22 protein-coding genes are annotated in these 22,978 nt (G+C 37.9%); 5 read left to right on the top strand and 17 right to left on the bottom strand.

The window, feature by feature from the left end:
* Nucleotide 1: 1 nt before the first annotated feature.
* The 11 genes from lpxA to PVV66_RS01520 all read right to left on the bottom strand — a co-directional run bounded on the left by lpxA (nucleotide 2) and on the right by PVV66_RS01520 (nucleotide 12,039).
* On the bottom strand, nucleotides 2-826 hold the full coding sequence (gene lpxA / locus PVV66_RS01570) for an acyl-ACP--UDP-N-acetylglucosamine O-acyltransferase (protein WP_273718610.1): 825 nt from the start codon (nucleotides 824-826) through the stop codon (nucleotides 2-4).
* A gap of 24 nt (nucleotides 827-850) precedes the next feature.
* Complete coding sequence (gene fabZ, locus PVV66_RS01565; protein ID WP_273718608.1) at nucleotides 851-1,318, bottom strand: 3-hydroxyacyl-ACP dehydratase FabZ; 468 nt, start codon at nucleotides 1,316-1,318, stop codon at nucleotides 851-853.
* 1 nt (nucleotide 1,319) lies between these two features.
* Nucleotides 1,320-2,366: a UDP-3-O-(3-hydroxymyristoyl)glucosamine N-acyltransferase gene (lpxD, locus tag PVV66_RS01560; RefSeq protein WP_273718607.1), complete on the bottom strand. Its 1,047-nt coding sequence runs from the start codon at nucleotides 2,364-2,366 to the stop codon at nucleotides 1,320-1,322.
* A 65-nt stretch (nucleotides 2,367-2,431) separates the two neighbouring features.
* Nucleotides 2,432-4,828, bottom strand: coding sequence for an outer membrane protein assembly factor BamA (gene bamA / locus PVV66_RS01555; RefSeq protein WP_273718606.1), 2,397 nt, complete (start codon nucleotides 4,826-4,828; stop codon nucleotides 2,432-2,434).
* 203 nt (nucleotides 4,829-5,031) lie between these two features.
* Nucleotides 5,032-6,180, bottom strand: coding sequence for an RIP metalloprotease RseP (gene rseP / locus PVV66_RS01550; RefSeq protein WP_273718605.1), 1,149 nt, complete (start codon nucleotides 6,178-6,180; stop codon nucleotides 5,032-5,034).
* A gap of 15 nt (nucleotides 6,181-6,195) precedes the next feature.
* Nucleotides 6,196-7,011 (bottom strand): phosphatidate cytidylyltransferase, encoded by an 816-nt coding sequence (locus PVV66_RS01545; protein WP_273718604.1) that lies wholly within the window; start codon nucleotides 7,009-7,011, stop codon nucleotides 6,196-6,198.
* A 744-nt stretch (nucleotides 7,012-7,755) separates the two neighbouring features.
* The gene (gene frr, locus PVV66_RS01540; RefSeq protein ID WP_273718603.1) at nucleotides 7,756-8,316 is read right to left on the bottom strand and encodes a ribosome recycling factor; all 561 of its coding nucleotides are present in this window, start codon (nucleotides 8,314-8,316) and stop codon (nucleotides 7,756-7,758) included.
* Nucleotides 8,317-8,353: 37 nt separating this feature from the next.
* Nucleotides 8,354-9,073: a UMP kinase gene (gene pyrH / locus PVV66_RS01535; RefSeq protein ID WP_273718602.1), complete on the bottom strand. Its 720-nt coding sequence runs from the start codon at nucleotides 9,071-9,073 to the stop codon at nucleotides 8,354-8,356.
* 155 nt (nucleotides 9,074-9,228) lie between these two features.
* Nucleotides 9,229-10,152: a translation elongation factor Ts gene (gene tsf, locus PVV66_RS01530; protein WP_273718601.1), complete on the bottom strand. Its 924-nt coding sequence runs from the start codon at nucleotides 10,150-10,152 to the stop codon at nucleotides 9,229-9,231.
* Between the two features lie 102 nt (nucleotides 10,153-10,254).
* Nucleotides 10,255-11,034, bottom strand: a complete 780-nt coding sequence (gene rpsB, locus PVV66_RS01525) for a 30S ribosomal protein S2 (RefSeq protein WP_273718600.1) — start codon at nucleotides 11,032-11,034, stop codon at nucleotides 10,255-10,257.
* A gap of 168 nt (nucleotides 11,035-11,202) precedes the next feature.
* A complete protein-coding gene (locus PVV66_RS01520) occupies nucleotides 11,203-12,039 on the bottom strand; it encodes a cell envelope integrity EipB family protein (RefSeq protein ID WP_273718599.1) in 837 nt (278 codons plus the stop codon).
* Nucleotides 12,040-12,181: 142 nt separating this feature from the next.
* Here PVV66_RS01520 and PVV66_RS01515 point away from each other — a divergent pair, with 142 nt between their 5' ends.
* Together PVV66_RS01515 and PVV66_RS01510 are read left to right on the top strand one after the other, a co-directional pair.
* Nucleotides 12,182-12,643, top strand: coding sequence for a RidA family protein (locus PVV66_RS01515; protein ID WP_273718598.1), 462 nt, complete (start codon nucleotides 12,182-12,184; stop codon nucleotides 12,641-12,643).
* A 134-nt stretch (nucleotides 12,644-12,777) separates the two neighbouring features.
* Nucleotides 12,778-13,212 (top strand): HIT family protein, encoded by a 435-nt coding sequence (locus tag PVV66_RS01510; protein WP_273718597.1) that lies wholly within the window; start codon nucleotides 12,778-12,780, stop codon nucleotides 13,210-13,212.
* On the opposite strand, the gene clpA is transcribed toward PVV66_RS01510, so the two are convergent.
* Nucleotides 13,209-15,560: an ATP-dependent Clp protease ATP-binding subunit ClpA gene (gene clpA, locus PVV66_RS01505; protein ID WP_273718596.1), complete on the bottom strand. Its 2,352-nt coding sequence runs from the start codon at nucleotides 15,558-15,560 to the stop codon at nucleotides 13,209-13,211. The two genes, PVV66_RS01510 and clpA, sit on opposite strands and share 4 nt — an antisense overlap.
* A 6-nt stretch (nucleotides 15,561-15,566) precedes the next feature.
* Nucleotides 15,567-15,938, bottom strand: coding sequence for an ATP-dependent Clp protease adapter ClpS (gene clpS / locus PVV66_RS01500; protein WP_273718652.1), 372 nt, complete (start codon nucleotides 15,936-15,938; stop codon nucleotides 15,567-15,569).
* 232 nt (nucleotides 15,939-16,170) lie between these two features.
* On the opposite strand from clpS, the gene PVV66_RS01495 reads away from it, so the two are divergent.
* Both PVV66_RS01495 and PVV66_RS01490 read left to right on the top strand, forming a co-directional pair.
* A complete protein-coding gene (locus PVV66_RS01495) occupies nucleotides 16,171-17,520 on the top strand; it encodes a D-alanyl-D-alanine carboxypeptidase (protein WP_273718595.1) in 1,350 nt (449 codons plus the stop codon).
* Between the two features lie 31 nt (nucleotides 17,521-17,551).
* Nucleotides 17,552-17,830, top strand: a complete 279-nt coding sequence (locus tag PVV66_RS01490; RefSeq protein WP_273718594.1) for a hypothetical protein — start codon at nucleotides 17,552-17,554, stop codon at nucleotides 17,828-17,830.
* Between the two features lie 832 nt (nucleotides 17,831-18,662).
* Here PVV66_RS01490 and PVV66_RS09715 read toward each other — a convergent pair.
* Together PVV66_RS09715 and PVV66_RS09710 are read right to left on the bottom strand one after the other, a co-directional pair.
* On the bottom strand, nucleotides 18,663-18,884 hold the full coding sequence (locus tag PVV66_RS09715) for a phage integrase central domain-containing protein (protein ID WP_404977240.1): 222 nt from the start codon (nucleotides 18,882-18,884) through the stop codon (nucleotides 18,663-18,665).
* A 101-nt stretch (nucleotides 18,885-18,985) separates the two neighbouring features.
* Nucleotides 18,986-19,255, bottom strand: coding sequence for a hypothetical protein (locus PVV66_RS09710; RefSeq protein WP_404977239.1), 270 nt, complete (start codon nucleotides 19,253-19,255; stop codon nucleotides 18,986-18,988).
* A 297-nt stretch (nucleotides 19,256-19,552) separates the two neighbouring features.
* Here PVV66_RS09710 and PVV66_RS01480 point away from each other — a divergent pair, with 297 nt between their 5' ends.
* On the top strand, nucleotides 19,553-19,759 hold the full coding sequence (locus PVV66_RS01480) for a DUF4102 domain-containing protein (protein WP_273718593.1): 207 nt from the start codon (nucleotides 19,553-19,555) through the stop codon (nucleotides 19,757-19,759).
* Nucleotides 19,760-20,435: 676 nt separating this feature from the next.
* Here the strand turns inward: PVV66_RS01480 and PVV66_RS01475 are convergent.
* Complete coding sequence (locus tag PVV66_RS01475; RefSeq protein WP_273718592.1) at nucleotides 20,436-21,830, bottom strand: L-serine ammonia-lyase; 1,395 nt, start codon at nucleotides 21,828-21,830, stop codon at nucleotides 20,436-20,438.
* 339 nt (nucleotides 21,831-22,169) lie between these two features.
* Complete coding sequence (locus tag PVV66_RS01470) at nucleotides 22,170-22,859, bottom strand: nitroreductase (RefSeq protein ID WP_273718591.1); 690 nt, start codon at nucleotides 22,857-22,859, stop codon at nucleotides 22,170-22,172.
* Nucleotides 22,860-22,978 lie beyond the last annotated feature (119 nt).

Below are 22,978 nucleotides of genomic sequence, written 5' to 3'. Positions count from 1 at the left end.
TTTAATCCTTATGTTCTTTTATTCTATCACCTTCAAATTTTGGTGTACAATAAAAACGTTTTCCTTCTTCTTTAATAAAATTAACAACATCAATAACCGACTGAGAAGAAGAATAGCAAGAAGCAACATCGCTAACACGCTCTTTAAATGGCTTGCTATGATCAAAAAGCATGGCAACCGCATGACGAAGTGCGTGAATATCTTGATGCTCAAGCCCTGCACGTTTCATGCCAATAATATTGAGTCCGGCAAGTTTTGCCTGCACACCAACAGCTGTTCCATAAGGAATCAGATCACCCACCAGAGCAGATACACCACCGATAAATGCATGATGCCCAACACGAACAAATTGGTGAACAGCAGCACCACCACCGATAATCACATAATCACCAACAGTAACATGACCAGCAATCATTGCATTATTAGCAAATGTTACATGATTGCCTACATGACAATCATGAGCGATATGCGCATAACAAAAAAATTGGCAATTATCACCAACAACTGTCATTCCCACACTCGAATCGGAACCTCTATGCATTGTTACGCCTTCACGAATCGTACAATTCTTACCAATAGAAAGAGTCGTAACTCCCCCTTTATGTTTATTATTTTGCGGATCTGCTCCCAAAACTGCATGAGAAAATACTTTACTCTTGGCTCCTAACGTTGTCTTTCCCATTATTACAACATGACTTGTCAAACTACATTCATCACCAATAACAGCCTCTGAACTAATATGGCAAAATGGCCCAACGCGTACATTCTCACCAAGCTGCGCTCCCTTCTCCACAAGAGCAGTTGGATGGATTTTCGTACCGGACATTTTTAAATTCCCATCAAATATCGTTTATTCTTCTTCAACAATCATCGCAGCAATTTCTGCTTCAGCCACGCGGACATCTTCTACTTTTGCAACACACGAAAAACGTCTCATACCAGATCTCTTTTTCAAAAGCTGAACATGAATCTTGAGCTGATCTCCAGGCATAACCGGCTTACGAAATTTCGCATTATCAACCGTCATAAGGTAAACTAAATTTGTTTGCTTATTGCCTAAATTTAAAAGTGCTATTGCTCCTGCTGTTTGTGCCATAGCTTCTAAAATCAAAACACCAGGCATAACAGGCTTTGCAGGAAAATGTCCCGTAAAATGTGGCTCGTTAATCGTTATATTTTTAATACCAATCGCTTCTTGTTCACCATCAATATCAACGATACGATCGATCAATAAAAATGGATAACGGTGCGGTAATATTGATAGCAGTTTCTCAATATCAACAGCTTCTAAATTTTTCATTTCTCCGGTGCTGATCATATCAGCTTTTCTCCTTTTTAACTTTTCCCATACTGCGCAACGTCGCTACTTCACGAAACCATTGTTTAAATGGTCGCGCTGGACTACCTCCCCATTTTTCACCATCTGGAATGTCATTCATAACACCGCTGCGCGCAGCAATCTGAACAGATTTTCCTATTACGATATGATCCGCTACTCCAACACACCCGCCAAGCTGAGACATATCCCCTATAGATGTACTTCCGGCAATTCCACATTGAGCGGCAATAAGGCAATAACGACCAATTTTTACATTGTGGGCAATTTGTACAAGATTATCAATCTTGCTTCCTTCTCCAATAACAGTATCTTGAAATGTCCCTCGATCAATAGTGGTATTCGCACCAATTTCCACACCATCCTCAATAATAACGCGACCAAGTTGTGGAATTTTTTCGATTCCAGAAATACCCCCAACATAACCAAAACCATCTTGCCCAATGCAAACACCAGGATAAAGCTGAACTCTATCACCTATTAAAGAACACTGAACGGTTACTTTAGGAGCAATATAGCAGTCACGTCCAATACGGCAATTTTCACCGATAACAGCTGTGGATGAAATAAGAGTTCCTGCGCCAATCTGAACATTTCTACCGATAACAGCTCCCGCTTCAATACACACATCATGGGCAAACTTAGCCGTTGGGTGAATATGCGCATGCGGTGAAATCTCCTTCTGTCCCAACCAAGGAACCGGCTTGACAGAATCAGGAAACAAAATACGACCAATCTGAGCAAAATCACGCTGCGGCGTGGAAGTTACCAAAATTGCCATCGTGTTAGGAACTTTAAAAACAATCTCATTCGTACAAAAAACAGCAACAGCAGAGCTGTCCCGTAGAGCATCAGAAAATTTCCGATGCTCCACAAAAACAAGAGAGCCTTCCACTGCACTCTCAAGCGAAGAAAGAGTATTGATAACTTTATGAGAAAACTCTGGATTAAGAAGCTTTGCACCCGTCAACTCAGCAACATTTGCAACTGTCAATTGCCGGGACGGCGTAAAAAAAAATGTATCCGCCATCAAAACACTTTCTCTCCCAGCTTAAGCCATTTTCTTCAAATTTTTCCTTCTTAAAACCACTCAAATCAGAACTTCGTAGAAATACCAAAGTTTAATTGCTGCAAACGATCCCCCTCCCGCTTTGTTATTGGCCAAGCATAATCAAAACGCAAAGGACCAAATGGAGAATCCCACATCAAACTCACACCTGCAGATGAGCGCCAAGCACTTTTTGTATTGGTAACAGGCGGCTCCCCCTTAAAAACGGCTTTATAATTATTGCCATAGAGTGTAGCAATATCCGCAAATAAAGCGCCGCGTAATCCAAATCCTTCCGGCACAACAGGAATAGGAAACTGTACTTCAGCAGTCGCATTCATATAGGTCGTTCCCCCTAAGAAATAAACTTCACCTTTACTGGAAACCTGACGTGGACCTATTCCATTGTATTTGAATCCTCGAATCATATCAGTATTCGCTTTAAACATATCGAAAATACGAACACCTTCTTTGCCTATTTCGTGGATATAACCACCGCCAAAAGAAAGCAAACCAACAATATCCCTCTGATCAGAAAGAGTCTTGTACATCATCGCCTTACCCGTGGTCTTCAAGAACTTTGCCCTCCCGCCAAGTCCTGCATATTCCTGAAGAAGATGCACATACCATCCATCATGGGGGCTTCTCATATCGTCAATCGTATTATAGGTTAAACCATAACTAATTGATGAACGTTTCCAAGGGCTTTGCTTCGCTGCTTGAACAATCGCACCAGAATATTTCCCATATAATTCTACTATATCACTCTCTTTGTTGAAATCATACTCTCCGCCAAAATCGTATTCTTCCTGTACATAAGAATAAGCTACATTTGCAGATAACTTATTATTAATAGGGAATGAAAACCGTAGTGCCCCCCCTGTCTGTCGTACATCATAGGCTTTATCAGCACGGTAAGTGCTGCGAAAAACATCAACGCCAGCTGATAAACGGTACCCTAAGAAATAAGGATCAACAAATGATAAATTATAATTACGGGACTTTTCTTGTCCCGCTCCTAACCCTAAACGAACGTACTGACCACGTCCCCCAAGATTACGCTCAGTAACAGAAACTTCAAGTGACATACCAGGGCTTGTTCCCCCCGTTGTATACCCTCCAGAAAGAGAGAGATCTCCTGTTGAAGCTTCAACGACATCTATCACCAAAACAACCTGGTCAGATTGCTCAGTGGGAACCATTGAAATATTAACGGCTTTGAAGAAACCTAAACTTTCTAGACGACGTTTCGCCCGCTGTAATAAAGTCTGGTTGTAAGCATCTCCTTCATTTAAATCAATTTCACGACGAATGACGTAATCACGCGTTTTTTCATTGCCCCGTATATCAATACGCTGAATATAAGCACGTGTACCTTGTTCAATATTATATAAAATTGAAATTGTATGATTTGCTAAATTACGGTTTCCCCGTGGTTCAACTTTAGCAAAAGCATATCCCGAATCAGCAACCTTATTGTTAATAATTGCAACAGATTGTTCAATATCTTCTGCACTATAAACATTACCTGGCTGGGTTTTAAGCATCCCTTTCACAGATTGAACGTCAATTCCATCAACATCACTTTCAACCTGAATATCACTAATTTTATAGCGTGCCCCTTCATCAAGAACGAAAGAAATTTTATAGGTATTGCTTGCGGCATCAAAAGTCGCTTTAGAAGAGACGACACGAAAATCTGCATAACCACGATTATAATAAAAGCGACGTAAAGCTTCTTCATCAGCAGCGAGGCGCTCTTCACTATAAACATCGCCTCCTAACAACTTCGAAAAAATTCCTGAAGATTTTGTTGAAATCACATCACGCAACCGGCGGCTTGCAAAGACACTATTTCCCTTAAAAGTGATATCACCAATCTTTGTTTTTTGTCCTTCAACAACATTAAACACCACATTAACACGCCCTTTTCCAAGGTTAATCGTTTGAACGTTAACAGTGATATTGTTACGACCAAGAGTTTTATAAGCTTCACGAATCGTATTTATATCAGCAGAAAGCTTAGCAGAATTAAAAGGCTCATTTGGCTTTAAAGAAATAAACCGTTTAAGATCTGGGTCTTTAAAAGATTTATTTCCCTGAAATAATATTTGATTGACAACCTCATATTCTTTTACGAATACAACCAATTTATCACCGACTTGATTTATTTTAACATCATAAAATAAACCTAATTCGAAAAGATTTTTCACAGCATGATCAACATCACCACTGGAAACTCCTTGTCCAGCCTTAATACCCATATTGTCCCGAATCGCCTGAGAACTTACAAACTTATTCCCACGAACCTCAATAGAACGGACTACAGATGCTTGTATTTCTCCAACCGCAGCAATTGACATAAAAACCGTTGCTGGGGCAATCATCCCCATCTTTAACACCAACACAGATGCTGCATTTAAAAACTTTGAATTCGTAGTCATTGGCTTTTTTACCTTACTCTTGTTCCTTGGACATGATGCCTTAAAAAGCTAACTGCCATAACAACCTTTTTACAGCGAGACTTTTCATCCCTTAATTACTCATTATAATGTACGACGCCACAATATTTTGCAGACATGGTAAACAACCTTCAATTTGTTTTTGCCATTATTACCCAATTTACAAAGTGTTTTCCATAATTTAATTAGCTAAACCAACAAAAATAATCATTAAAGAAGACAAAAATCATAAAAAGGAGAAGAAGGGAAAAACCTAAACGAAAAACAATTCCCTGAATTTTAGCGGATATTTCCCTCCCAGTAATAGCCTCAATGACATGAAATAAAAGGTGCCCACCATCAAGCGGTAGAATCGGAAAAAGGTTAATAAACCCAACGCTTATTGAAAGAAAAGCAGCCAAATTCAACAAAGAGATAAAACCTGTCTCGCTTACTTTCCAAGCAATTTTAACGGTTTTAGAAGGCCCACTTAGCCGACAACGATCTTCTTTGCCTCCGATTAAACGACTCATAAAAAGAACCGTTTGAGTGGTAATCAACTCAGTACGGTTTAACGCTTCTTTTATAGCTGTTACAAAACCATAGCGAATATGTTTTATATAAGTTGAATCTAAACGTGCAGGATTATTTAAATCAACAGGAACACCTACACCGATTATAGCACTTTGTGTTCGATTTCCAAATCCATCATCTCGCTCAACGACTTTCGGGGTAATGACCGTCGTAAACACACGCCCCATGCGTTCTATTTTAAACTCTATCGGTTCTTTTCCATGAAAAGATACATAATTCATCAAATCTTCAAAACTTTCAACCCGTCGACCATCCATTTCAACAAAACGGTCCCCTAATTTCAAACCAGACTGAATAGCAGGGCTATCTTTTACCAAGGAACCAACAACCGGTTCAATGGCGACACGACCGTAAATAAAGAAAAAAAACGTTAGAATAACAACAGTAAAAAGAGCATTGAAAAAGGGACCAGCAAAAACAGTTGCTGCTTTTTTCCAAGGATGCGCACTGGCAAATGAACCATCAACAATCGGAGATGATGGAGATAATAGCGTATCGTTTTTTTCCTCATCTCCAACAAATTTTACATAACCTCCTAGGGGGATAAGTGCTAAACGCCATTTCGTGCCATGCTTATCTGTATAACTGGCTATTTGCGGTCCAAATCCAAGTGAAAAAACTAATGCCTTAATACCACACCACCGCCCAATGAGATAATGCCCAAGTTCGTGCACAAAAATGATAAGCATAATGATGAAAAGAATACTCAAACTTCTTAAAAGAAAATCACCCATAGTGACCATATGATTTAAAAGTCCCAAAATATCTTCTCCCCATTAAATCATATTAAAAAGATTAAAAGGTGCATCCATATCAGATATCAATGAACCAATTAAATAAAGAAGACAAGTTGCCCCTACCAATCCATCCATACGATCCATAAAACCACCATGTCCAGGCAATAAAGAACTGGAGTCTTTAACAGAAAAACGTCTTTTAAGCCATGATTGTCCTAAATCACTCAATTGTGAAATAATTGACAAAACAAGTGTAAGGAGTGGCACAAAAAAACTTGCTAAATTTATATCAAAAAATACAAAAGCAACCCATATACCACCGAAAACGCCGACAAATGTACCACCAAGTGCTCCTGACCATGTTTTATTAGGAGAAAATTGTGGTGCTAATTTAGCCCCCCCCAATGCACGTCCGATAAAATATCCACCAATATCGGTTCCCCAAACTATCGTAAATAAGAAAATAACAACTTGGAACCCCAACATCTCATGATCCCGTAAAAAGCATAAAGCTACAACAGGAAAAGATGCATATAAAAAACCACAAAAAACCCAACCACTGTTTTTTATAGATATAATAGCCAACACCGCAGCCAATACGATTAAAACACAAAAAACCAATGGAGCAGATACATTCAACACTAAAAAAAAGCCAAAGAGCAAATAAAAAATACTTGCTAATATCTTTTGTAAAACACACCATTTCTCTTGAGTAATACTCATCCACTCATAAAGAATAAAACCACCAATACACCATGCGAACAGAAAAAATGAGATCCCCCCCAACCATGTTAGATACAAAGCAATAACGCCAAACACAAAAGCTGTTAGAATACGATAAACCAAATTAGACAAAACAACATCCAAACAATAAAAATAGAAAATACAAGCTCTAAAATTGATGCAATAAAAATTTCCCTACCTCGTATTTTTATTTCATACTTGTACAAATTTCTCTTATAATTTACCATAAATGATTTAGTCTACCAAGATAGCGCTTATAAGACGAATAATCAATGAAAACAGCTTCAAAAATCTTCCTTATCAAGGGTTAATCCTAAAATAAGTTGTTAAATATTTTCTCAAACATAAAATGAAAAAGCAGCCATCTACGCCCCACATAAATTAATTCATATAGGTTTCTGTATAAAAAACTTCTCTATCAACTCTTCATCATTAAAAAACGAATTACGGCCCATAACATCTGCTTACCCCATCCTACGCGCATGCTTTATAATGGGTATTAAGAGTAAGATTAAGGCATTATTTTTGCGCTATATTATTTTCCCAAACCCATCTTATAATCTTATAATATTGAGTAATCCCTCATCATGCAGTTTAACAAAGATATGCTGAACAAAAAACTCTCATGACGCTGTTAAACAGTGTTCTCCAGTAAAGGGTGGAATTCACTCACAGATTAAAGAATAAAAGCATCAACCCTTTCAAATCAATCTTTCCCTTGATCAAGATGATAAAACGATAAAATAGCTTCCTTCCTCACACCTTGCTATCATAGTGTACATTATTCCCTGCTCTTATCCATAAAAATAATTTACATGCAGGGAGTAGAATATCTTTTCTAGCGAAAAAGCCGTCTTAAACGTGCATAATTTCAGATTCTTTCACAGCTAAAATTTTATCGATATCAGCAATAGTTTCATCTGTAAGTTTTTGAACTTTCTCGGAGAAACTATGGGCTTCATCTTGTCCAATTTCACCATCTTTTTCTAACTTTTTTAAATTGTCCATACCATCACGGCGAACATGACGTGTAGCAACACGCGCTTGCTCTGCATAGTGATGCGCAATTTTTACAAGTTCTTTACGGCGCTCTTCATTCAACTCAGGCAAAGGAATACGTAAATTCGTACCATCAGTTATGGGGTTTAAACCAAGACCAGAATCGCGAATAGCACGCTCAACTGCTCCCACCATCGTTTTATCCCATACAGAAACGGAAAGCATCCGAGGTTCGGGAACAGAAATATTAGCAACCTGGTTGATGTGTACAACAGAACCATAAGATTCAACAGTCAACGGTTCTAATAAACTCGCTGATGCCCGTCCCGTCCGCAAGCCACCTAATTCATGTTTAAAAGCCGTAATAGCGCCATCCATGCGACGTTTTAGATCATCCATAATTGATGCAACATTCATATTTCTGTCTCCTTCAATTGTCCTTTGAAGCTTATCCTTATTCCGATACCATTGTAAAGCGCCCTGTTCCATTCAAGACCTTTGCTAAACCACCTTTTTCATGAATGGAATACACAATAATCGGTACATTGTTCTCACGGGCTAAAGTAACCGCCGTTGAATCCATAACCGATAATCCCCACTGCAAAACTTCAACATGTGTTAATTGGTCAAAACGCTTAGCTGTAGGGTCTATCTTTGGATCTGCTGAATAAATACCATCGACTTGTGTTCCTTTAAGAAGAACATCCGCCCCAATTTCTGCTGCACGTAAAGTTGCAGCAGAATCAGTGGTAAAAAATGGATTTCCTGTACCGCCCGCAAAAATAACAACTTTTCCCTGATTCATATAAGCTATTGCTTTACGTTGCGAGAAACTTTCACAAATTTGTGGCATAGCAATCGCAGAGAGTACAACAGTTTCAACGCCTAATTTTGTCAATGATGTTCGCAATGCTAAAGAGTTAATAGCCGTTGCTAGCATTCCCATATGATCACCTGTCACGCGATCCCCACCATGCGAAGCAACAGCAACACCACGAAAAATATTTCCCCCACCGATAACAACCGCAACTTCTATCCCCATTGCGCGTACTTCTGCAATATCAGCGGCAATACGGTCGACAACAGAAACATCAATGCCAAAACTTTGTCCCCCCATAAGAGCTTCACCAGAAGCCTTTAAAAGAATACGTTTATACGGACGTGTTAATGCCATTCATAATCTCCCCAAAAGCACATTTACTTTTTGCTTTTGACACCACGAAGGGCACCACTTTTTTCACGTGACGCCCTCACAATAATCACATCGTTTCCGTCAGAGTTTCTAAAACCAATGATGATTTTAAATCCCTGATCAAGATTTTTCAATAACTAGCCTTTTGCAGCTGCCGCAACCTCTGCAGCAAAATCAGACTCCTCTTTTTCTACACCTTCACCGAGTGCAAAACGAATAAAGCCTGTGATTTTTGCTGGAGCACCTATTGATTTCTCAGCGTCCTTTAAAGCAGCCTCAACAGTCATATCAGGATTCATAACAAAAGCTTGAGAAAGCAAAACAACCTCTTCAAAAAACTTACGCATACGCCCTTCTACCATTTTTTCAATGATATTTTCAGGTTTTCCAGACTGACGTGCTTGATCTGAAAAAATTGCTTTTTCACGTTCAACAGCACCAGCATCAACATCTTGTGCTGTAAGCGCTAATGGATTGGTTGCCGCAATATGCATCGCGACCTGCCGACCAAAAGCAAGAGCAGCTTCTTTATTTCCCGTTGTTTCAATTGCAACCAAAACACCAAGTTTCCCAAGCCCATCAGACACGCTATTGTGTATATAAGTCGCAACAACACCATTCTCAACAGACAATTTAGCGGAACGACGAAACGTCATATTTTCGCCAATTGTACCAATTGCATCTTTAATTGTAAGTTCTACAGTCTTCTCAGAGCCTGGATAAAGAGAAACAGAAACAGATTCAACATCACCCGGCGTATCTAAGGCAGCAGTTGCTACATTACGCACAATGTCTTGGAATCCATCATTGCGTGCAACAAAATCCGTTTCCGAATTAATCTCAACCAAAACTGCATGTGAATCTTTTGATACGACTCCGATTAATCCCTCAGCTGCTGTACGACCAGCCTTTTTATCTGCTTTAGCTATGCCTTTTTTACGAAGCCAATCAACAGCTGCTTCCATATCGCCATTGGTTTCTGCTAAAGCGGCTTTACAGTCCATCATACCGGCGCCAGATAATTCTCGAAGTTCTTTTACTTGTGCAGCAGTAACGCTCATATTTGCCTCTTCATTCTGTAACAGTGAATGCGTGCAAATTTCCTCTGCACGCCTATAACTTTTTCCTTAGATAATAAAAATACCTTAATTAGGCGTTTTATATTACTCAGAAACTGCCAAAACCGCATTTTCTTCCAAAACAGGCTCCACAGGTGCATCAACTTGAGCTCCCAAATCGATACCCATTGCACCTTGCTGACGAGCAATACCATCAAGAGCGGCACGAGCAAAAAGATCGCAATAAAGAGAAATTGCACGTGAAGCATCGTCATTCCCTGGTATTGGATGTGTTACGTCATCGGGATCACAATTGGTATCAATAATAGCAATCACTGGAATACCCAAACGTTTTGCTTCTTGGAGTGCAATATTTTCTTTATTTGTATCGATAACAAAGATAAGATCTGGAACAGAGCCCATATCTTTAATACCACCAAGCGCACGATTAAGTTTTTCACGATCACGTTCAAGATTTAAACGTTCTTTTTTGGTAAAGCCTTGTGCTTCAGCAGCAAGAATCTTATCAAGCTTCCGCAAACGATGTATCGAATTGGAAATTGTTTTCCAGTTCGTCAGCATACCGCCAAGCCAACGCGCATTAACATAATATTGGGCGGAACGATTCGCTGCATCAGCGATAATTTCAGATGCCTGCCGTTTCGTGCCAACAAAAAGAATACGACCACCACGCGCAACAGTATCTGAAACAAGTTTAAGCGCTTGATGTAAAAGAGGAACAGTCTGAGCAAGATCAATAATATGAATATTATTACGCTGACCATAAATATAGGGAGTCATTTTGGGATTCCAGCGATGAGTCTGGTGACCAAAATGCACACCTGCTTCTAAAAGCTGGTGCATAGTAAAATCGGGTAGTGCCATAAATTTTATCCTTTCCGGTTTAACCTCCGCGGAAAAAGCAGGAAAACCTACTACCGGCGGATGCTTGCTAGACTTTTCTCTCGAGATCATCTATAAACACCCAAACTCCGCGTGTGGAATAGCGCAAACATACTAAACTTTGATTCTTTTTCAAGTCATTTTCTTCAATCATTTAATATTTGCATTTTCACATTGATTAAGATCTTTTCCAAGTTCGAGAAATTCAAGACTGTTCAATTTTGCACGCACTGAAAAAGTCCCATAATCTATATGAAGATCACGCATGACACCATTCTCATGTAAGAGAAAACTGCTCCGATAAATCGGCAAACCATCTTTATTTTCACCATCATCAAAATAAGAGATTGTAACAGGCCAATATTCTTCTTCATCCAATTTTCTCATTTTTTCCGTCTCGCTATCAGATAAAAGCGCCTTCTTTTCCCCTATGACGATACTTTCTTTTATAACTTTATCCGCTTTATTTGTCCCATCAAATACAGTAACATTATAAAAATGATCCCCCGCTTTTGCATGGCGGATAATATTCTTTAGTTGCATCATTGGAAATTCAGCCATTGCAAGTTTATACTTTTTTTCCTTTGGCTTTTTTAAGGTAACTGTAATGCCATCTCCCGTTCGCTCCGCGACCCCTTCGGCACGATGCGCAACCTCTTCCCCCTCTTGATCGGTAATATTAAAACGAAATGTACGGCTATCTCCTGTTTCATAACTCGTCGTCTGTTGATCCGTTAAACGCACCGGCATATCTTCAACATGAAGACGGCTAATGAAACGAAAACGTGTGCTATAGCCTTGGCATGCCGAACCAGTAAGCTCGTAAACCATTCGCCCTGACATCCCAGAAATTGCCATTTCATGAGAAACACTATCGAGATAAAAATCATAAATTGCTCGATGAGGCACAATAAAAATAGGCTCTTCAGATCTCGCTGTACAGAAAAAAATAATATATAAAATTATTGTCAATAATGCTCTAATCATTCCCAACTTCCAAACTTTATCCCCGTTGCATAACATCATACAATAAGGCAAAAAAGGCTATTTTCTTAATTAACCACACATTTCCTTAAATTAAAAAATAGGTTATGCAATGAATATATAGAACAGCTATGGAGTTTAAATTATGACCAATGTGATTGAAAAAAACTTAGAAAAGTTTGGAATCATTCTTCCTGCAGCAACGCAACCCCTTGCCAATTACATCACCACTTCACAAAGTGGCAATCAACTCTTTATCTCTGGGCAGCTCCCTCTTATAAATGGAAAACCTATAGCCATCGGTAAAGTTGGTGCAGCTGTGAATGTCGAACAAGCAAAAAAAGCATCTGAAGCTTGTGCTCTCAATATTCTCGCTCAACTCAAAGCAACTCTAGGTGATCTAAATAGAATAAAACGCGTGGTAAAAATTACTGTTTTTGTAGCTGTCGATTCTCATTTTACCGATATCCCTTTTGTCGCCAATGGAGCTTCTGATTTATTCGTCAATATTCTTGGTGAAATTGGAAAACACGCCCGTTCTGCTATTGGTGTTGCCTCTCTTCCTATGGATGTTCCTGTAGAAGTTGAAGCCATTATAGAAATCTAAATCTTCACTAAAGAGAGTGCGTGCCTTAAAGATAACTGAAGTCAAAATATTTTTTTGTTTTAAACTCTGATAAATCTTGCATTTTTCCGTTTTGAAATTAAAATTCTAAACTTACAATAAAAGGAAATACTTGTATGAAACAAGCTTATGACAATAACAATATTTTTGCTAAATTAATTCGTAATGAAATCCCTTCTGTTCGTGTTTACGAAGATGATGATGTTATTGGATTCATGGATATCATGCCACAAGCACCAGGTCATACACTGGTCATTCCCAAAAAAGGTTCTAGAAACTTACTTGATGCTGATACTGAAACATTATTTCCTGTTATTAAAGCCGTTCAAAAAATTGCTAATGCTGTTAAAAAAGCCTTTCAAGCAGATGGCATAACGATCATGCAATTTAATGAAGCGGCTAGTCAACAAACCGTTTATCATCTCCATTTCCATATTATACCGCGTATGGAAGGAATAGAACTTACCCCTCACAATGAGGTAATAACGCCTACAGAAATACTTGAAGAGAATGCAAAAAAAATCCGTGCTGCCTTGTCTCCATGTTCTTAAGATGTTGTGCTTTTCCTTTCTACACGTTTTTTTGTCAAATTTTTCATTTTACTTTTCTTTGAGCCAACAGATAGATCGGAAGAAGAAATTTTTAACTGTAATCTTTCTTTTTCATCATTTGATTTTTCTGTTGATACGCGAATGATGCCGCCATTGCGTAACTTTCCAAATAAAATTTCATCCGCTAATGGCTTTTTAATATATTCTTGTATAACACGCCCTAATGGGCGTGCTCCCATTTGAGAATCGTATCCTTTATTGGAAAGCCATAAAGTCGCAGAAGGGCTTAATTCAAAACAGATCCCCCGATCAGCTAATTGTGCTTCAAGCTGAAAAATAAATTTTTGCACGATCTGATTGATGCTTAAGTGAGATAAAGGCGCAAACGGAATGATTGCATCCAACCGATTACGAAATTCTGGCGTAAATAACCGATTGATTGCTTCTATATCCTCACCATCACGATGGACTTTTCCAAATCCAATAGCTGATTTTGCCATATCTGAAGCACCAGCATTGGTTGTCATAATCAAAATAATATTGCGGAAATCAATTTTCTTGCCGTTATGGTCTGTTAATCGACCATAATCCATGACCTGCAATAAAATATTAAATAACTCTGGATGGGCTTTCTCAATCTCATCGAGCAATAGGACTGCATGAGGCTTCTGATCAACTGCATCTGTAAGGAGACCTCCTTGATCAAACCCTATATAGCCTGGAGGTGCACCGATTAAGCGTGCTACCGTATGGCGTTCCATATATTCTGACATATCAAAACGTAATAGTTCAATGCCTAAAGATGATGCAAGCTGTTTTGCAACTTCGGTTTTTCCAACACCTGTTGGTCCTGAAAATAAATAACTTCCTATTGGTTTATCTGGTTCGCGCAAACCTGCACGCGCCAATTTTATGGATGAAACTAAAACGGAGATTGCCTGATCTTGCCCATAAACAACATGCTTGAGTTCTCTCTCAAGCTTACTCAATATCTTCTGATCATTCCGTGAAACTGTTTTGGGTGGAATCCTTGCAATTGTAGCAACAGTCGCTTCAATTTCTTTAACACCTATAGCTTTTTTGCGTTGTTTTTTTGGCAAAAGCTTTTGCGCTGCACCACTTTCATCAATAATATCAATTGCTTTGTCAGGTAATCTACGATCAACCATATAGCGTGAAGATAATTCTACGGATGCCTTCATCGCCTGATCTGTATATTTTATCTGATGAAAATCTTCAAAGTAAGGCTTCATCCCCTGCAAAATTTTAATCGCATCAGGGACAGAAGGTTCATTAATATCAATCTTCTGAAAACGGCGCTCTAAAGCACGATCTTGTTCAAAGAATTTTCGATATTCTCTGTAAGTCGTCGACCCAATACATCGCATAGCTCCAGAAGATAATGCAGGTTTTAAAAGATTTGCTGCATCCATATTTCCCCCTAATGTTGCCCCTGCACCAATTAAGGTATGAATTTCATCAATAAATAAAATAGCATCTGGATACAGCTCAAACTCTTTAATAACTTGCTTTAATCGTTCTTCAAAATCACCGCGATAACGTGTACCAGCAACAAGTCCCCCCATATCAAGAGAAAATATCGTTGCATTTGATAAAACTTCAGGCACTTGCCCATCAACAATACGCTTTGCCAATCCCTCAATGATCGCGGTTTTTCCTACTCCAGGATCACCAACCAAAAGCGGATTATTTTTTGATCTTCGACATAAAATCTGAATCATGCGTGAAATTTCTCTTTCACGGCCAATTAATAAATCAATTTTTCCATCCCGCGCTTTACAATTGAGATCAATACAATAACTCGTTAAAGCACATGTTACCCTTTCACCATTGTCTGAAATCTGCTGATCTAATTGCTCTTCAAGTCCTTCAAGTAACATGGATAATCCATCATCACGCGTAATACCATGTGAAATAAAACGTACAGCATCATAGCGTGTCATTCCCATCTCTTGAAGAAAATAGGCTGCATGGCTTTCACGTTCAGAAAAAATAGCAACAAGAACATTTGCCCCTGATACTTCATCTTTTCCAGCAGATTGAGCATGTATTACCGCACGTTGGATAACACGCTGGAAAAAAGCTGTAGGCTTTGTATCCTCATCAGCTCTAATCTGTTCATCTAATTCTGAGCGAAGATAATTGGTTAAACGCTCGCGCAATTCCTCCACATCTACCTGGCATGCCTGAATAACGGAATTTGCATCGGCATCATCTAACAGCGCAAGGAGAAGGTGCTCTAATGTTGCATATTCATGCCGTGCTTGAGTGGCAATTGTTAATGCACGATGCAAAACCTCTTCAAGACTAGGTGTAAAAGATGGCATAATTCCTCACTTCCATTCCATTACACATTGTAACGGATGCTCATTTTGACGCGCACACTCCCTCACTTGTACTATTTTCATTTCAGCAACTTCATAAGTATAAGCTCCACATTCTCCTATCCCATTGTGATGAACATTTAACATAATTCGCGTTGCCTCTTCGAAACTTTTTTTAAAAAAGTTCTTCAAAACGAAAACAACAAAATCCATAGGTGTATAATCATCATTAAGTAAAAGAACGCGATATAATTTAGGTTTTTGGAATTTTGCTCTAGCCTTAGGTATTATAACCGCACTATGCCTACCTTCATCCCAATTCTTGCCTTTTTCATTATGCATAATATGAGGTATAGAGTTTATTATGAGTGTTTGTCCCATTAACGTTTTCCATATAGCAAATTTTTTATTAATTTTAAGTTCTTTCAAAACTATTGCAATACCTCTTTAGCATCAGAAAAGACTTTCCCCCTATGATTAGATGTAAGTCACTCATAAAATAACTTCTGTAAATAAATTAGTAATACCATTCGTCTAAACTGCATCAACACGTTACAGAAAAGGAAGCTATATAGAAGTTTTTCAGGGTAAATGGAGAAATAGGATACGACAAGTGTATATTAACGATCAAAAAATTATGCGCTGCTATAAAAAAATAGCAATTTCTTTTGTTATGTTAGCTTTTTCTTACTGTTGGGCATCAGCAACACCTCAAGGAGCCTATCCTGATAAGTATGCTGCTATTGTGATAGATGCCACGACGGGGAAAACTCTTTTTCAAGCCAATGCAACACTGAAACGTTATCCTGCTTCCCTAACAAAAATGATGACATTATACTTACTGTTTGAAGCTATGCAGATAGGGCGTGTGACATCCAATACTCCAATTCCTGTTTCACATTATGCAGCAATGCGCCCACCAACAAAAATTGGATTTAAAGCAGGCCAAACAATTTCTGCAGAAGCAGCTGCTAAAGCACTTATTACAAGATCTGCAAATGATGTTTCTGCAGCCATTGCAGAATATCTTGGTGGGAGTGAAAAAAAATTCGCTCGAATGATGACAGCAAAAGCTCGTAAACTTGGCATGAAACATACACATTTCGCCAATGCTTCAGGACTTCCGGATGTGCACAATTATTCTACAGCACGAGACATAGCCACTTTGTCATTAGCCTTACGTAAACATTTTCCAAAACAATATAAATTGTTCAAAACAAAAAGTTTTAGTTTCCGTGGACATACGATTAACAGCCACAATAAACTCGTCCAAATAATGAAAGGTGTTGATGGAATTAAAACAGGATACACACAAATGTCAGGTTCTAATTTAGCAACTTCGATGCGTCTTGAGGGACGCTCTGTTGTTGCTGTTGTTATGGGAGGTAAATCATCTACTGCACGTGACGAGCACATGGCTAGCTTATTGAATCAATATTTGCCCAAAGCAAGCCAAATGAAAAGTGGGGAACCTTTAATGGCCTCTGTACACTATCACTTACCCACTGGCGCAAATACGCCTATACCAACCATTAAAGCTGATTCAAATGATTTTAACGATGAAATTTCGACTATGTTGACAGCATTTGCAGAACAACCTAAAAACTCTAATATCGCAATAACGGCTGTAAATAGGGTCATTGTACCAATACCTAACCCTCAAAAAATTATACCGGTTGAGACTCATAAAATTGTGAACGCTTCTTTGTCCACAAATGCCGGATGGGCTATCCAAATTGGTTCTCTTCCTAGTAAAGAACAAGCAAATACTCTGCTTTTAAAAGCAAAAAATACAGCTTTTTCTACTTTAAAGAACACCTCTTCACATATGCAACTGTTTGAAAAAAATGGGCAGCGTTATTATCGAGCCCGATTTACAGGATTTCAATCAAAAAAAGCTGCATTTGACGCGTGTTCTACATTAAAGAAAGCAAATTTTAACTGCTATACTGTAGCCTACTAAAAGTTTTTGAATTTGCATTAAGGATAGTATTATGACAGATAATGCTTTTGCTTCATTCCCTAAAAAAGAAATTTTATTGAAGCAATCATCCCTCCTTTCATTGCGTTCTCTTCACGATGCTGCAGCAAAACTTGTTGGTTTAAAGTATAATTCAACTGCATTAGATACACAATCTCTTGTTAATCTTCTCATTTGCCAAACAATGCGCAATCGTCGTCTCATGATGCCTCCTGTACGCATTCATTTACGTGTTGCGAGTCAAACTGGTAATGTACCTATTAAAATCCGTCTAGGAGCAACAAATATTTAATTCTACAGACTTCTCTAAACAATTATTTTATTATTGCACCATTATCTACAATCTTAAAAGATCCTTTGATAAACATATTTCTTTCTTAAATTACAGGAATTGTGCTGATATCTTTTCTACTATCCAATATCTTCAAGCTTTCAATAAAACCATTTTTAAAGACATAAAAATACTAAATGTTTTTCCAATTTTTGATTTAATATTAAAAAAGTGTCCTGGATATCGTTCGGGAAAAAATGAACCCTACATGGGATGAAAGCTTATCACTTTAGAGGTTATTGTAAAAGTGCAATAAAGAAAATCCCTTTTAATAACGCTTCTCCCTACAACACAAATACTGTAAAAAATAATTTAAGTCCTTTTACTTTTTCTTTTTTTCAACAAACAAAGCAAATTTAAAAATACAAATACTATCCATAAAAAAACGTAAAAGAAATTATCAGATTAAATATCATAATACGATCTCCATAAGATTTTAATTTATATAATGATCATTTTTTTGCATATACCAGCAGCAAGTAAAATAGGACAATGACGGGTAGATGAAAAACTAAAATCACTTTTAGAGATGCAAAAGGCTTTTTCAATTATTCTCATTGCTTCTAATGATAAAGGTAAAAGAAATTCTTTTTATTCATGCCTTCAGCAGGGATTATCCAATAAATCATCCCCAATCTGACTGCCACAATAACGCAATGGATGCGTACAAACACCTGTAAGAATAAACAAATGCAAAGACAAATATGTTATGGGTGTTGTTTCATAAAATTTTTTTATAAAAAGCAGGCTCTTCTCTTCAATCTATTGCTGGTAAATTTTGTGTTTTATGGAGTTATTTTCCTAAGAGAGCCCGTCGTGCTTTTCTATCGCTTGTAAAACCCAATGTAGTCGCATGTTTGAAACAAATATTAAGACGATTTAGTGTTTTCTCTACTGTTGCAGCTTTTGTATGCCAGATGGGAGTAAGGGTATTGCGTATCTCTGTTTGTATAATCTCTGAAACAAGCAGAAAACCTAATTTTGGAAGAATATGAAGTTTTAAAGTGACAACCAATCCTAGTCCTTGCCATCTCCTTTTAATGCAGCTTTACCGCTTTCAAAAGTATCTAAAGCAATATCCTTTAAATAATGGAGATTACGCATTGTCTTATGCTTTTATTTATCGCGTTCTTTAATGCTGTCACAACCTTCACGTAAAACAGAGTGCCATTGTTGCTCATTCATGAGTTTTGTTTTAGAGAGACATCTCTCAACGCTCCCAAGCCCATTTCGCGCCGGCGCCCATGAGATGATATAACGGTAAATCCATTGAGCGCCACCATCTCTACGCTTATAAAGGAGTAAGCTGACACTATCACATATTTGGGCCTCAATGTTGCTGCGCGGGAACAGCCCTTGACACTTGAAACGGTTCATAAGAGGCATTTTGAGGTCCTTTCTTATACAATTTCACTTCATACGGCTCTCTCCACTTGTGATGCGCAAGCGAATGTTTTTGACTAATTCAGCATAAACAGATTTGAAAGGAGAGAATCTTACGGTATTCAAGGTTTTAATTCAATATAAATAACGTTACATTATCTTGATATATCAATATATTACATATTAAACGAGAAATTTTCTAAGATTCTCTTATTTTTCTCCTTATATTGAATCAGTCAAAATCATTTGCTTGCTCATCACGAGAATGATTCGTATATACACGACTAAAAAGGACTCAAAATGCCTCTTATGAACCTTTCAAGTGCCAAGTCCTATATCTTACAAACATTGGGGCTGGCAAAATATGTGATGGTGCTGGCTTGTTCTCTTATTAAGCGTAAAGATGAAGGTGCTCAATGGATTTACCATTATATCATTTCACAGGCACCGTCCCGAAATGGGCTTGTGAGCGTTGAGAAATGCTTTTTTAAAAAAACTCATGAATGAGAAACACGATAATGTTCTATTATATACATTCTATTCTTCATAAGAATTTTGACAAATATTTTTTAATGTACACGTTATTATTTATTTTAATTTTTTTGACGGTACAAGATTTATAAATAAAAGTTGGAGAATAAGATTTTCTAAGATAGCTTTTAATTATTGCGAATTAGAGTTTTTTTCAAGGTATTTTTTTCGCAATATCAGATGTCTAAAAGATCTGCACTTCTAAAAAATTAAAATCTTTAAATCTCTCTCTCACCTCATCACAATTATTTAGATTTAAAACAGATTTTCCTTGGATACCAAGGTATAATCCTCCATTCCTTAAAAGATATTGCAACGAAAACTTTTAAAAGTAATAAAATCCAGCTAGAAAGTAATGACAGATTGATCACTCATTTTACTTTAAGCTTTTTTATTTTTTCCCAATGAGACTGTTTTTCCATTTCTGAGACAAATCAAACAGATATAAGCAATACTCTCTTCCCAATCTTGCAGGCAAGAGCTATTACTCGTCCAGAAAGCATGAACCTATTTCAAATTTATCTCAAGCATGCTGCTGAATTAAATTTAAATTCTGATTTATAAGTCACAAAAAACGTAAGCTTTCTTAGGAAGAAGAATATGATCCTTCCCCAAAGAGCCCAGTTATAGATTGAGAAAAATACTCCAGCTCTTAACAAGAGATTGCATTGACTGCGAGGCCACCTTTACTTGTTTCTTTATAGCGTTCACTCATATCATGACCTGTCTGACGCATTGTTTCTATACAAGCATCAAGAGAAACAAAATGTTCTCCATTACCATGTAATGCAAGAGAAGAAGCCGTTACTGCCTTAACAGCCCCCATTGCATTACGCTCAATACAAGGAACTTGTACAAGACCTGCAACCGGATCACACGTCATTCCCAAATGATGCTCAAGCGCAATTTCCGCTGCATTTTCAATCTGAGCCGATGTTCCACCTAACGCTGCGGTCAACCCTGCCGCAGCCATTGAAGATGCCGCTCCAACTTCACCTTGACACCCAACTTCTGCACCAGAAATAGAGGCATTATGTTTGATAACACCGCCAATAGCTGCAGCCGTCAATAGAAAATCATGTATTCCCTTTTGATCTGAATCATCATTAAACTGAAGATAGTAACGCAAGACTGCGGGGACAACACCAGCTGCCCCATTTGTTGGTGCTGTAACAACACGACCACCTGCTGCATTTTCCTCATTGACTGCCATAGCATAGACTGACAGCCAATCATTTGCCCAAAGTGGATAATTGCAATTTTTCTTTTGATTTTCCAAAAGCGTTTCATGAAGCTTTTTAGCACGCCTTAGAACACGCAATCCACCAGGCAACTCGCCTTCTTGTGATAGACCTCTATCAATGCAATTTGTCATCGCTGAAAAAATTTCATCAAGCCCTGCATCCAGAGAAGAACGCTCTATCTTGGTTTCTTCATTTAAGCGTTTCATTTCAGCAATCGAAAGTCCGGATTTCTCCGACATTGATAACATTGTACGCGCAGAATCAAAAGGATATGGCACCTCAAATGCTTCTGGTTGCATACCACCACCATTCATATGGCTTAATTCATCCTCAGTCACAACAAAGCCACCACCGATAGAATAATAAATCTGCCGCAATAGAACATTCCCACCTGTATCAAGTCCTTCAAATGCGAGTCCATTCGTATGTCCAGGTAAGATTTCCTTTCGTTCAAAAATAAGATCACTTTGCAAATCAAACTGATAAGCGGGCTGGTCTTCTGGTTGCACTTTTTTCTCACGGATAACTTTTTCTAACAGAAATTCCATATTATCAGGATCAACAGTAGAAGCTTTTTCTCCTAAAAGTCCTAATATAATAGCCCTATCTGTCGCATGACCAATACCCGTGAAAGCTAAAGAACCGTAAAGATAAACACGTATACGAGAAACTTGAATATTAGAAGACTGGGAAAAATCTCGTATTTTTTGCAAAAACATATTAGCAGCTGTCATCGGCCCCATCGTGTGCGAGCTAGAAGGACCAATTCCAATTTTAAAAAGTTCAAAAACAGATAAAAACACGTATCACCTCAAAACTGTAGTATGGTTTGAGCACACGCTTTTTATAACGTTTGTCTCGTTTAAAATCAAATTGCGAGATAAACCAAAAAAATGACAACAATAAACACGAATGTTGCTCGTCTTGCTACCACCCAACACTTTCTTTCTATAGTGCTTTCCATAGTCAACCTTCAAAATGGACAATACCTCTAGAGTCATCCTCTCTCAATTTTCTGAACGTAGTAAAATAAGTGTTAATGTGCAATACTAGAATTCAATAAAAATGTGAGATTCTTACCGAAAATATTCCTCATAATGCACCAAGTTCTTCAAAACGTATGATTAATTATACAAAATATTTTATGGATATGCTTCAATGAAACGTACAAAGTTTTCTAACGGTTCTCGTTCTGTCTCAAAATTGTTCTCTGGAGCATTCATATCGCGATAACCAAGCGCCATACCACAGATAATATGGCGATCAGAAGGGATAGATAAAAGTGTACGAATCTGTTTATGATAATCAGCAAAAGCTGCTTGGGGGCAAGTATCTAATCCAAATCCACGTGCTGCTAACATAATAGTCTGCATAAACATACCCAAATCAAGCCAGCTCCCCATTTCCATGTCGTGATCCATTGTAAACAAAAGCCCTACAGGTGCACCGAAAAATAAAAAATTTCGCGCCTTTTGATGAAGCATTTTTTCTTCATCACCTTTTTGAATTCCAAGACTCTGATAAAGATCTAAACCAACTTTTCGACGTCTTGAAAGGTAAGGCTCACGCCACTGACGTGGATAATAATGATATTCACGCTCTCCTTTTACACCTGAAAGCACAAGTTGTGAAAGCTCTTGCCCTACTTTCTGTAATACACCTCCCGTAAGCACAATCACTTGCCATGGCTGAATATTTGTTCCAGATGGTGCACGTGCTGAAAGTTTTAAGATTTCTTTGATTGTTTCCAGACTCACTGGCTGGTCAGTAAAAGCGCGAATTGACTTTCGCGACAAAATAGATTGAAAAACACTCATGGAAGAAACTGCCATTGTCTTTACTCTCTTTATGAAAAATATTTTTTACTTATTAAGGACAATATACTGCGAAAATACCTTTGTTGCTTTTTTCGCACGCTCTATTTCTTCAAATGACTTACACATTTCACGCA

It is taken from the genome of Bartonella sp. AU16XJBT (assembly GCF_028618665.1).
Lineage (GTDB): Bacteria > Pseudomonadota > Alphaproteobacteria > Rhizobiales > Rhizobiaceae > Bartonella.
Note: the sequence above shows the minus strand (reverse complement) of the source record. Positions and strands in the feature narration are given on the sequence as shown.

Bases quoted from the DNA above. Each gene is read 5' to 3' on its own strand.
- PVV66_RS01490 (WP_273718594.1), top strand. From the start codon at position 17,552: ATGACAGATAATGCTTTTGCTTCATTCCCTAAAAAAGAAATTTTATTG.
- lpxA (WP_273718610.1), bottom strand. From the start codon at position 826: ATGTCCGGTACGAAAATCCATCCAACTGCTCTTGTGGAGAAGGGAGCG.
- PVV66_RS01520 (WP_273718599.1), bottom strand. From the start codon at position 12,039: ATGATTAGAGCATTATTGACAATAATTTTATATATTATTTTTTTCTGT.
- tsf (WP_273718601.1), bottom strand. From the start codon at position 10,152: ATGAGCGTTACTGCTGCACAAGTAAAAGAACTTCGAGAATTATCTGGC.
- PVV66_RS09710 (WP_404977239.1), bottom strand. From the start codon at position 19,255: ATGCCTCTTATGAACCGTTTCAAGTGTCAAGGGCTGTTCCCGCGCAGC.
- lpxD (WP_273718607.1), bottom strand. From the start codon at position 2,366: ATGGCGGATACATTTTTTTTTACGCCGTCCCGGCAATTGACAGTTGCA.
- pyrH (WP_273718602.1), bottom strand. From the start codon at position 9,073: ATGGCATTAACACGTCCGTATAAACGTATTCTTTTAAAGGCTTCTGGT.
- bamA (WP_273718606.1), bottom strand. From the start codon at position 4,828: ATGACTACGAATTCAAAGTTTTTAAATGCAGCATCTGTGTTGGTGTTA.
- rpsB (WP_273718600.1), bottom strand. From the start codon at position 11,034: ATGGCACTACCCGATTTTACTATGCACCAGCTTTTAGAAGCAGGTGTG.
- PVV66_RS01510 (WP_273718597.1), top strand. From the start codon at position 12,778: ATGAAACAAGCTTATGACAATAACAATATTTTTGCTAAATTAATTCGT.
- clpS (WP_273718652.1), bottom strand. From the start codon at position 15,938: ATGGGACAAACACTCATAATAAACTCTATACCTCATATTATGCATAAT.
- PVV66_RS01515 (WP_273718598.1), top strand. From the start codon at position 12,182: ATGACCAATGTGATTGAAAAAAACTTAGAAAAGTTTGGAATCATTCTT.
- fabZ (WP_273718608.1), bottom strand. From the start codon at position 1,318: ATGATCAGCACCGGAGAAATGAAAAATTTAGAAGCTGTTGATATTGAG.
- PVV66_RS01470 (WP_273718591.1), bottom strand. From the start codon at position 22,859: ATGGCAGTTTCTTCCATGAGTGTTTTTCAATCTATTTTGTCGCGAAAG.
- PVV66_RS01480 (WP_273718593.1), top strand. From the start codon at position 19,553: ATGCCTCTTATGAACCTTTCAAGTGCCAAGTCCTATATCTTACAAACA.
- clpA (WP_273718596.1), bottom strand. From the start codon at position 15,560: ATGCCATCTTTTACACCTAGTCTTGAAGAGGTTTTGCATCGTGCATTA.
- frr (WP_273718603.1), bottom strand. From the start codon at position 8,316: ATGAATGTTGCATCAATTATGGATGATCTAAAACGTCGCATGGATGGC.